The following is a 9,494-nucleotide window of genomic DNA, read 5'->3' on the forward strand; positions in this document are numbered from 1 at the left end:
GCCGCCACCGCCCTGCGATGTGGGTGGCGGCCCGACCGGTCGGTGTCTGCGGTCAGGGCTCGTACACCATCTCCGGGAAGCTCGCCGAGGGGCCGTCCAGCAGGTGGTCGTCGTGGCCGCGCAGCCAGCGGTCGAAGAAGCCGGCGACGTAGGTGCGGGTCGCGAGCACCGCCCGGTCGGGTCGGACCTCGCCGATGTCGCCGCGCAGCGCGTCGGCGGAGATCGCGCCCTGGTCGGCGAGTTGCGGCAGCAGGGATTCGGCGTCGGTGTACGAGCCGTGGCGGGAGCCGTCGAGGGTGAAGTCGGCGTGCCAGCCGGTGCTGTGGCGCCACAGGGCGTCCCAGCCGGGCTGCTGCCGGTAGGGGCCGGAGTCGGCGTTCCGGGTGCCGAGCAGCAGGAACGGCCGGTCCAGGCCCTTCTCGGCCACGTCGGCCGGAAAGACGCCGGTCCGCCCGTCCGGGCCGGGGAAGTGCAGTTGGCCGTCCATGTTGACGGCCGCGTCGATCCGGGGGTCGTCGTGCATGGTCTGGAGGGCGGTGGCGCCGCCGCCGGAGTGGCCGACCATGCCGATCCGGTCGAGGTCGAGTGCGGCGCCGACGCCGGGCGGCAGGGTGCCGGAGCACTTCAGGCGGGCCAGCTGGTCGAGGACGAACCTGGTGTCATCGACCCGGGTGTTGAGCATCTTGCGCAGCAGCGCGCCGACGTCGAGGTTCGGGTTCGGGTCCTTGGCCAGCTCCGGGAACACCGAGGTGGCCAACTCGCCGTTCGGGAGGGACACTTCGGACGCCTCCCAGGTGTGGTCGATGGTCACCACCACGTAGCCCCGCGAGGCCAGGTCCTCCACCAGGCCGGTGCCCCAGGTGCGCGGGTCGCCCAGCCCCGCCGAGTACAGCACCACCGGCCGGGCCCGGCCGGGCAGCGCGGGCGCGTCGGTGCGGGCGTGGGTGCGTACGCCCGACCAGTCGGTGCGGCCGGGTTCGAAGCCCTGGTTCATCTGTGTGGCGCTCCCGGCACTGCCGAAGTGCGCCCCCGCGTCGGGGGTCATGTACGGCGCCCGTGCGCTGCCGAGCGGCGCCCGGCCGGTCGGGTACCAGAGGCTGATCATCAGCTCGCGCGGCCGTCCGGCCTTCCACGGGTCCTCCCGGCCCTGCTCGACCAGGTGCACGCTGGTGGTGCCGACCGCGTACGGTCCGGTGGGCACCGGCAGCGCCGCTGTCGCCAACTGCCCGGCCGGGGCCTTGCCCACCGCCACCGCGCCGGGAGCGGCGGCCACCCCCAGTGCCACCGTCGCGGCCAGCACCACTGCCGCCGTCGCTCGTCCCCGCTTGCGCATCGTCCGTCCCCCTGCTCTCGTCCTCGGTGCGTTCCTCGGCACGGGAGAGAAGGTACGGGCGGGGCGGGTGCGAAGCCGTCGTCCTGCGGAGCCAACTCGCCGGGGCTACCCCGGTATGACACTCCTGCGGTCACTGATACCGAGGGCGCTCACGTGCCGGACCCACCGCCACCGGCACCGCTGTCCTGACCAGCGGATAGCGTCGGTCGCACCCCATCCACCGAGGAGTGCGCAGCATGAGGTCGCCGGACGAACTCGACCAGGTCCCCTGGGCCGAACTCTCGCACGCGTACGGCTCGGCCGAGGACGTCCCCGAGCTGATCGGCGCCCTGTACGCGGCTCGGGCGGCGACGGTGGACGAGGCGGTGCACGAGCTGTTCGGCACGGTCCTACACCAGGGCGACGTCTGTTCGGCCTCCGGCCCCGCCGTGCCGTTCCTCGCGCACGCCGCCCGGCACGGCACCGGCCGGCCCGTCGATGTGCTGCTGCTGCTCGCGATGATGGCCGATCACGAGCCGGAACTTGTCGGCTCGGCCCGCTGGGAGCGCGGCCCGGTGTCCGGGGTCTGCGTGGAGCTGTGCCGGGTGCTGCCCGAGCTGCTGCCCTGCCTGGACGGCGCCGATCCGGAGCTCCGGCAGGCCGCCCTGCGGGTGGTCGCCGCCGTCGCCGATCTGCTGTCGTCGCACCTGGCCACCGAGGTCACGGCCCGGGTGAGCGAGCTGTTCGAGAGGGACGCCGTGCCCGAGGTGCGGGGCGACGCGCTGCTGACCCTCGGCGCGCTGACCCTGGGCGCGCTGGGACGGGCGCCGTCCGCGTTCGCCGACCCGCTGCCCGAAGTGCGGCTGGCGGCAGCCGTGTTGGCGGCCGAGCGCGGCGGCCCGCCGTACCCGCCCGAGGTGGTGGAGGCCTTCTGCCTCGACGGTGCGCGCCCGCCGTGGGACATGCCGTGGGCGGACGGCCGCACCCTGGACGACCGGCTGACCCGGCTGCTGGCCCGCGATCCGGACGCGGCACTGGCGGTCGCGGCCCGCTGGATCGCCGCGGGCGACCAGGGCAGCCGGGGCTCCTGGCTGGCCGAACGGATCGTCGAGACCTGGCGCGACCGCGAACTCGAGGTGCTGGACCTGCTGTTGGCCGCCCTCCCGCACCAGCACGACGGCCCCACCGCGCACCTGCGCACCATCGCCCACTGGATCGAGCGCCTGCCCGCTCCGCACGACACCCTGCGGGACACCCTCTTCGCCCACGCGGCCACCGACCCGTCCGCCCTGCTCGGCCTGGTCCGCGCCCGCGACCCGCGCGCCCTGGACCTGCTGTCGGCCCACTCCGACCCTCAACTGCTCGCCGAGGCAGCCAGGTTGATGCCTACGGCAGCCGACCGGCTGGTCCCACTGATCCGCCACCGGCTCGCCACCGCTGCCGACCTGCACCTGATCGCCGCCCTCCCCGCCCTCGGCGAGCCCGCCCGCGCAGCCGTGCCCGAACTGCTCAGCTGCCTGCACACCGGCACCCGCTACGCCGCCACCGCCGCAGCCCGGGCGCTCGGCCGGCTCGGCGACCCCGGCCCGGAGGTGCTCCACGCCCTCGCCACCGCCACTCACAGCGAGGACTCGCCACTGCGGATCGCCGCCGCCGTCGCCCACCACCGCCTGACCGGAGACGCCCAACCCGCGCTCGCCGCGTTTCGCGAGCTGCTCACCGCCTCGCCCCAACCCCACTGGGACGCCGACGAGTTGTCCTCCCTCGGTCCGGCGGCCGCAACGCTCCTGCCGCTGCTCGAACCACTGCTGACCGCCCGCGACCACACCCGATTCGCCGCCGCCGACGCCCACCACCACCTGTCCGGCTCCCCCACCCTGGCAACTCCCGCACTGGCCACCCTGATCACCCCCACCGCCCTGGGCCTCTCCGCCCTCCGCTCCCTCGCCACCACCGGCCCCCTCCCCGACCCCCTGCGCCCCACCCTCCGCGCCTTGGCCTTCTCCCCCCACCGCCTCACCCCGGACGACCCCCTCGCCCCCACCGGAGGCGGCCACACCGACCACCAACTCCGCACCCTGGCCCTGTCCTTGCTCGCCCAATGACGACCGCCGACCGACCCCTGCCGCGATCTCTCGCGGCCAGTCCGAGGCCGGACAGCAGGACACGCGTACGTCAAACCCACCCAACGCCACCACGAGAGATGCACAACTCCTGCCCACAGTCGGCCATATGACGATCCGTCACTTCATCGAATCCGCCAGCTCCGTAACCATTTCGATCTTCCCGATCGTCATATCAACCGGACGGCCCGCCAGCCGGGCGGCCGTGTGGCGGAGGAGACGGCGAACGATGACGGACGGCGGGCGTGCGGGCGGCAAGGGGCGGGTCAGAGTGGGTCAGGTCGCGGCGGGTGTGGTGGCTGTCGGGGCGGTCACCGCGCTCGCGGTGGGGCTGACCACCGGCGGCAGTAGTGCCCCGGCGCAGCAGTCGTTCTCCACGAGCGGCCCGGAGACGACGGCGCCGGGTACCGCCTCGGCGACGCCGAGCCCCTCCCCGTCGCCCTCCTGGGACGGCAAGGTGAAGGTGCTGGGGGACGGCTCCACCTCGGACACGGGGCCGCAGCCCAACCAGCTGAAGATCGAGAAGCTCAAACCCGGGGAGAAGCCACCGCAGTTCGTGGTGTTCTCCTGGGACGGCGCGCTGGAGAACGACGACCACCTGTTCTCCCGGTTCCGGAAGCTGGCCAAGGAGAACAACGCGACCATGACCTTCTTCCTCACTGGGATCTACCTGCTCCCGGAGGCGAAGCACGGGCTCTATCGGCCGCCGCAGCACGACCCGGGCAGCGCCGCCATCTCCTTCCCCACCGGTCAACACGTGAAGGAGACGCTGGAGCAGTTGCGGCTGGCCTGGCGGGACGGCGACGAGATCGGCACGCACTTCAACGGCCACTTCTGCGGCCCGAAGGGCGGCGGCGACTGGAGCACCGAGGAGTGGCGCAGCGAGATCGACCAGGCGATCTCGTTCGTCACCGACTGGAGGACGAACACCGGGTTCGCCGACCAGGCACCGCTGCCGTTCGACTATCGCAAGGATCTCGCGGGCGGCCGGGCCCCGTGCCTGGAGGGGCAGAAGAACCTGATCCCGGCCGAGAAGGCGCTCGGTTGGCGGTATGACGCGAGTTCCCCGGGGGAGTTCCAGGTGTGGCCGGCGAAGAACGGCGGGGTGTGGAACTTTCCGCTCCAGTTGCTGCCGTTCGGCGACACCCAGGTGCTGTCGATGGACTTCAACTTCCTTGCCAATCAGTCCGGCGACAGCACCCAGGGCGATCCGAGGAAGTACCGGGCCTGGGAGAAGCAGACCCGCGAGGGTTATCTGGACGGGTTCGCCCGGGTCTACAACGGCAGCCGGGCGCCGCTGTTCATCGGGAACCACTTCGAGACCTGGAACGGCGGCATCTACATGCAGGCGGTCGAGGACGTGATGAAGGCCGTCTGCAAGAAGCAGGACGTGCGCTGCGTGTCGTTCAAGGAGCTCGCCGACTGGCTGGATGCCCAGGACCCGAAGGTCCTGGACCAGCTCCGCCGGCTCGATCCGGCCCAGGCGCCGGACTGGCCGACGTACCTCAAGTAGCCGTCAGGCAGCCGTCCGCACAGTCAGCCCGCCGCCTTCGTGTAGGCGGTCCAGATCCCGGCGGGGACGGTGTAGTCGGGGGTGGTCGGGGCGGCGCCGGCCACCCCGGCCAGGGGGAGGAGTTCCAGGGTCTTCGGGTCCATCCGGAAGAGCGAGACGGCGGTGGTGACCGCGCCCCGGTAGCCGACGAACCACCCCGCTGTCCGGGCCTGGTTGACGCCGGTCTTTCCGGCGGCGCCGGGGACGGCCTGGCCGACTTCCTTGCCGGTGCCGTCCTTGACCGCCCCGCGCAGCGCGTTGTCCACGTCGGTGGCGACGCGCCCGGGGACGGCCCGGACGGCGGTGGGTCGTTCGACGGCGAGGTCGGCGCCGTTGCGGCTGATCCGGTCGACGGAGTACGGGTCGGTGCGCATGCCCTGCCCGCCGAAGGCGGTGTAGGCGTCGGCGAGCCGGATCGCGCTGGGGGTGGAGTTGCCGAGCGAGAAGCCGGGGGTCAGGTCGCCCATGCTGTCGGGGAGCAGTCCGAAGCCGAGGGCGCTCTTGCGGACGTTGTCGAGGCCGACGTCCATGCCGAGTTGCTGCATCGGGCCGTTGACGGACTGTTCGACGGCGGTCCGCAGGCTGATCGGGCCCCAGCTGCGTTCGCCGTCGTTGGCGGCCTTGGCCTTCTTGCCGTCCCGCGCCCAGTACGGCCCTTCGGGGGTTTGCAGGTCGATGCCGTTGTCGCCGTTGTAGCTGGTGGTGGGCTGTACCGGCGCCCTGGGCCGCTGCCGTTCGCGTTGGACACCCTGGTCGAGCCCGGCGGCGTACACGAGCGGGGTGAAGGCCGAACCGGCGGGCACGTTCACGGTGTTGGCGTTGTTGAAGCCCTGTTTCAGGTAGTCGGGTCCGCCGTAGACGGCCAGGATGCGGCCGTCCGCGTTGACGGAGGCCGCGCCGAGGTGGACGTTCTGGTCGGCGGGGCGATGCTCGGGGTCGAGGTTCTTCGCGGCGTCCTGGACGGCCTGGGTGAGCGCGGTCTGCCGGGGCTTCTCGAAGGTGGTGTAGATCTGGTAGCCGCCGAGGTCGAACTGGGCCGGGGAGATGTCGGCGTGGCTCTGCGCGTAGCTCTTCGCCAGGTCCACCAGGTAGCCGGTCTGCCCGCGCAGGCCGGCCTGTTGCGGCGGGGCCTGCGGCTCGGGGAAGACGGTGTAGCGGGCCCGTTCCTCGGCGGACAGCTTCCCGATCTTGACCATCCGGTCCAGGATCCACGCCCACCGTTCCACCGCCCGGTCCCGGTTCTCGCCGCCGAGCGCGGGGTCGTACAGCGAGGCGCCCTTCAGTACGGCGGCCAGGAACGCGCCTTCACTGGCGTCGAGTTGGGACACGTCCTTGCCGTAGTAGGCCTGTGCGGCCCGCTCGATGCCGTAGCTGCCGCGGCCGAACCAGCTGATGTTCAGGTAGCCGCTGAGGATGTCCTGCTTCCTGACCTGCTGGTCCAGCTTGATGGCGATGAACGCCTCGTCGAGCTTGCGGGAGAAGCTTTGCCGCTGGTTCAGGTAGGCGTTCTTCACGTACTGCTGGGTGATGGTGGAGCCGCCCTGGGTGTCACCGCCCGAGCCCATCCGGTAGAACGCCCGGGCGATGCCCTTGAACGAGATGCCGGGGTCGGAGTAGAAGTTCTCGTTCTCGGCCGCGAGCACCGCCCACTGCACGTGCTCGGGCACCTGCTCCAGCGGCACGTCCTGTCGGTTGACCAGGCCGGTGCGCGCCATCTCGGTGCCGTCCGCCCAGTAGAAGACGTTGTTCTGCTGGGTGGCGAAGGCGTTGAGGTCCTTGGGAATGTCCGTCCGTATGTACATCACCACAGCCGCGACCGCGAGCAGGGCGATGCCCCCCGTTGCCAGCAGCAGCAGTTGACGCCAGGACGGGAGCCAGCGCCGTAAGCCGCTGCGGCCGGTGCGCGGGTAGTCCGGCCGCAGCTTCGACACCCAGCGCCGCGCGCCGCGACGATCCGCACCCTCGCGTCCCGCGTCCCGACGCGGTCTCGACTTCGGTGTGCGGGCGGGCCATCGCCTGGCGCGTACCGCCGGCCCGTCCGCTTCCGTTTCCGCTGCCCCGACCGCTTCGCTCGGCTCGCCGGACACCATGCGTTCCCCGATCTGCTCGATTGGCAAATCTCTCCCGCCTACTGTGGACGCGCCCGGCAACCCTCAGGTCTCGGCCCATCCGGTGTGATCATCACCACGCTCGCCGACCGGCCACCACCCCTGGTAACGTCGCGATCTTCGCCGCTCGCACCGGCGGAGTCCCCCTGGCAGGAACCATGACGACCGCACAGCTGCGCCTGCACCACGCCCTGGACGCCCTCGACGCCGCCGGTTCGACCACCCGACCCGGACCGCCGGTGCACGGCTGCGAACACTGCTGGACCGCCCAGGACTTCGCCCTGCTGACCGGCCCCGCGGACCTGGTACCGAACGAGCTGCTGCGCCGGGCCGCCATGAAGAGCTGGGACCTGTGGGACGACTTCCCCACCCTGTACCGGCGGCTCGCACCGCGCATCCTGCGGGAGTTCTCGACCGGTCGACTGATCGCGGACGGCCCCTTGATCGCCAGCCGCCTGCTCACTGCCCGATGGCGGGAGTGGCCGCACGCCGAGCTGGTCACCGAGGTGCTGGACGCCTGGTGGTCCGCCACCCTGGAGCACCCCGAGCCGCCGAGGAGCGTGCCGGAGGTCCTGGAGACGGTGGCCACGACGACCGGCACCCTCACCCCGTGGCTGCGCACCTGGGCGGACACCGCGACCGTGACGGCCGACCGGCACCTCACCGACGCGCTGGAGCGGTGGCTGCCCCAGGGCGAGGTGCTCGACCTGAAGTTCGGCTTCTACGGCGAACTGGAGGTGGGCGCGGAGTTGACGCAGTGGCTGCTCTCCCTGCCGCCGGGCCGGATCGGCGCGGATCAGCGGTACTGGCTCGATCTGGTCATCTTCCACTGCCGACAGGACATTTGACCGATCGTCAGGGACGGATCTCGCCCGAACCCCGCGGAATCAGGGTGGTGGGGAGCTCCAGCCGGGCGGGCGCGCCGCAGTCCCCGGCCAGGCGGGCGAACAGGCGGCGGGCGGCGAGGGTGCCGAGGGCGGCCGGGTCCTGGGCGACCACGGTGAGGCCGGGGGTGAGCAGGGCGGCGAGCTCCAGATCGTCGAAGCCGACCACGGCCGGGCGGCGCTCGGCGGGCAGGTGGTGCAGGGCGGCCAGCGTGACGCGGTTGTTGGCGGTGAACAGCGCGGTGACGGCGTCCGGTCCGGTGGTCAGGCGGCGCACCGCCTCACCGACCCGGGCGCGGTCGGTGGGGCCGCAGTCCAGCCAGCGTTCGTCCACCGGGAGCCCGGCCTCGGCCATCGCGGCGCGGTAGCCGCGTTCGCGTTCGGCGGCGGTGTGGATGGCCCGCTGGTCGCCGATGTAGCCGATCCGGCGGTGGCCGTGGGCGATCAGGTGCGCGGTGCCCCGGCGGGCGCCGCCCGCGTTGTCGCTGAGCACGGCGTCCGCGTCGATGCCGGCGGCGGGGCGGTCGAGGAACACCACGGGCGTACCGGAGGCGATCTCCGGCAGCAGGTACCGGTGGTCGTCCCCGGCCGGCACGACGATCAGCCCGTCCACCCGGCGGGCGCAGAACGCGAGCGCCAACTCCCGTTCCCGATCGGCCTGTTCGCCGCTGGAGCCGGTGAACAGCAGGCAGCCCTCCGCCGCCGCGACCTGTTCGACGGCCCGGGACAGCGCGGAGGAGAACGGGTCGCTGATGTCCTCCAGCAGGAGCGCGACGCTCGCGGTGCGCCCGGTCCGCAGCACCCGCGCACTGTCGTTGCGCCGGAACCCGAGGGCGTCGATCGCCTCCCGCACCCGCCCGGCCCTCCCCGCCGCCACCCCGGGCTCCCCGTTGACCACCCGGGAGACGGTCTTCAGCCCGACCCCGGCCGCCGCGGCGACATCCTTCATGGTCGGTCGGACACCGGTGCGGAGGCTGCTCGTCATGCCACGGAGAATAGTGCGGGTACCTCCGGCCCGCTCCGACCGGGCGTCGCCGAACAGCCCACCGGCCGCCAGGAGGTCAGGCCGTCAGCCGGTGGTGGCCCCAGTGCGGACCGCTCCCGTGCGGCGCGCCCCGGCGAGGACGGAGTCGAGCAGGCCGGGGAACAGCTCGTCGAGGTCCTCGCGGCGCACCCGCCCCCGATGCACCCGGAGCACCGACCACGGCCCCCGAACCAGCGACCCGACCCGAACACTCGACCGCCCGCCGACGGCCCCGCGTCCGACGCAGGTCCGACGCCGCCGACCACCACGCACACCACCCGACCCCGACGGCGACGCCCTCGGTGGCCCCACCCCCTCCCAACTCCGCCACCCCGCCGCCACCCTGACCGCCGCCTGCCACCGGTGCGCCCTGGCCGCCGTCCCGGTCCCCGAAGCAGCGACCCGACCCGAACACTCGACCGCCCGCCGACGGCCCCGCGTCCGACGCAGGTCCGACGCCGCCGACCACCACGCACACCACCCGACCCCGA

The 9,494-nt window shown here is 72.8% G+C and carries 6 protein-coding genes; 3 read left to right on the forward strand and 3 right to left on the reverse strand.

Features of this window, described 5'->3' with window-relative positions; genetic code table 11:
* Nucleotides 1–52: 52 nt before the first annotated feature.
* Nucleotides 53–1,333 carry an alpha/beta hydrolase family protein gene (locus ACZ6R9_RS17130; RefSeq protein ID WP_465538733.1) on the reverse strand — a complete coding sequence of 427 codons (1,281 nt, stop codon included), beginning with the start codon at nt 1,331–1,333 and terminating at the stop codon, nt 53–55.
* 236 nt (nt 1,334–1,569) lie between these two features.
* Between ACZ6R9_RS17130 and ACZ6R9_RS17135 the strand changes: the two genes are divergently transcribed.
* The gene (locus tag ACZ6R9_RS17135; RefSeq protein WP_465538734.1) at nt 1,570–3,417 is read left to right on the forward strand and encodes a hypothetical protein; all 1,848 of its coding nucleotides are present in this window, start codon (nt 1,570–1,572) and stop codon (nt 3,415–3,417) included.
* Between the two features lie 247 nt (nt 3,418–3,664).
* Entirely contained in the window at nt 3,665–4,948 is a 1,284-nt protein-coding gene (locus ACZ6R9_RS17140; protein ID WP_465538856.1) for a polysaccharide deacetylase family protein, read from the forward strand.
* 23 nt (nt 4,949–4,971) lie between these two features.
* Here the strand turns inward: ACZ6R9_RS17140 and ACZ6R9_RS17145 are convergent, their stop codons facing one another.
* The gene (locus ACZ6R9_RS17145) at nt 4,972–6,918 is read right to left on the reverse strand and encodes a transglycosylase domain-containing protein (RefSeq protein WP_465538735.1); all 1,947 of its coding nucleotides are present in this window, start codon (nt 6,916–6,918) and stop codon (nt 4,972–4,974) included.
* Between the two features lie 335 nt (nt 6,919–7,253).
* On the opposite strand from ACZ6R9_RS17145, the gene ACZ6R9_RS17150 reads away from it, so the two are divergent.
* Nucleotides 7,254–7,943 carry a hypothetical protein gene (locus ACZ6R9_RS17150; protein ID WP_465538736.1) on the forward strand — a complete coding sequence of 230 codons (690 nt, stop codon included), beginning with the start codon at nt 7,254–7,256 and terminating at the stop codon, nt 7,941–7,943.
* A 7-nt stretch (nt 7,944–7,950) separates the two neighbouring features.
* On the opposite strand, the gene ACZ6R9_RS17155 is transcribed toward ACZ6R9_RS17150, so the two are convergent.
* A complete protein-coding gene (locus ACZ6R9_RS17155) occupies nt 7,951–8,964 on the reverse strand; it encodes a LacI family DNA-binding transcriptional regulator (RefSeq protein ID WP_465538737.1) in 1,014 nt (337 codons plus the stop codon).
* Nucleotides 8,965–9,494 lie beyond the last annotated feature (530 nt).

Source organism: Kitasatospora sp. NPDC048662, assembly GCF_055587065.1.

Bases quoted from the DNA above. Each gene is read 5' to 3' on its own strand.
- ACZ6R9_RS17130 (WP_465538733.1), bottom strand. From the start codon at position 1,333: ATGCGCAAGCGGGGACGAGCGACGGCGGCAGTGGTGCTGGCCGCGACG.
- ACZ6R9_RS17140 (WP_465538856.1), top strand. From the start codon at position 3,665: ATGACGGACGGCGGGCGTGCGGGCGGCAAGGGGCGGGTCAGAGTGGGT.
- ACZ6R9_RS17150 (WP_465538736.1), top strand. From the start codon at position 7,254: ATGACGACCGCACAGCTGCGCCTGCACCACGCCCTGGACGCCCTCGAC.
- ACZ6R9_RS17135 (WP_465538734.1), top strand. From the start codon at position 1,570: ATGAGGTCGCCGGACGAACTCGACCAGGTCCCCTGGGCCGAACTCTCG.
- ACZ6R9_RS17155 (WP_465538737.1), bottom strand. From the start codon at position 8,964: ATGACGAGCAGCCTCCGCACCGGTGTCCGACCGACCATGAAGGATGTC.